Origin of the sequence: Blautia caccae (genome assembly GCF_040095955.1) — a bacterium.
Classification (GTDB): domain Bacteria; phylum Bacillota; class Clostridia; order Lachnospirales; family Lachnospiraceae; genus Blautia; species Blautia celeris.
Genome location: NZ_JBBMFP010000096.1, coordinates 1 through 808, shown reverse-complemented (window position 1 = coordinate 808; position 808 = coordinate 1). Strand labels below are relative to the sequence as shown.

2 protein-coding genes are annotated in these 808 nt (G+C 40.2%); both read left to right on the top strand.

From position 1 onward, the window contains the following. Window positions 1–536: hypothetical protein (locus WMO65_RS26375; RefSeq protein ID WP_349064908.1), on the top strand; the 536-nt coding region annotated here is incomplete at its 5' end. A gap of 50 nt (window positions 537–586) precedes the next feature. Then, a partial coding sequence (locus WMO65_RS26370) for a hypothetical protein (RefSeq protein WP_349064905.1) occupies window positions 587–808 on the top strand: 222 nt, incomplete at its 3' end.

The window sequence follows — 808 nt, the reverse complement described above, 5'->3', positions numbered from 1 at the left end:
AAAGATGGTGCTTTATTAAAAAGAGAGGATATGGAAGAATGATCTTTCTAGACACGTGCATATGGATTGAACTTTGTGGCGCAAGGACACCGGTGAGTGAGCAGGAGAGAAGACAGGCAAGAGCCGCCAGTAATTTATTGACAGAGTGTATTAGAAGCCATCAAAAAATCATTACCTGTAAAGAACAGCTATTAGAAATAATCAATGCCATACAAAAGGCAAAAATGCGGGAATACAATAGAGAGTGTAGAAATCGGACAGAAAAGGGTGTCGGAAATGTGAAGGAATTTCGTATGACAGAAGCGTTTTCTAATGTTGAGCCGTTTTGCAGGCAGGTTTACGATGATGTGATGCATTTGGCGATGTGTCATGAACTAAAGGATTACTCAGTGGAAGATATTATTTCTAATATTAGGTATGTTGATATAAATGATTATATTTATTATGATTATTGTATCAAAAATGGACATGATTTTTACACATTCGACCAAGATTTCCTTAAATTAGGTGAAAACAGTAAAATACATATTGTCTAAGATTGCAGATTAAAATTTGCAATCTTTTTTTGTGCAGAAAGGAGACAGTCATGGCACAGGTAAAGACGATACAGACAGAACAAAGCCTGACGGATGAACAGACAGGTGCGTTCAGGCGTCAGCTGGAACAGATGGAGCAGTTATCCTTGAGACAACAGGAGCAGATCAGATCCTGCAGGGAGTTTCTGGCAGAGCGGGACCTTCTGGCAGAATATGAATCCCGCTATGGGAGCCTGACAGCGGTGGATCTAGGGAAGGTCAAAGAGCAGGGA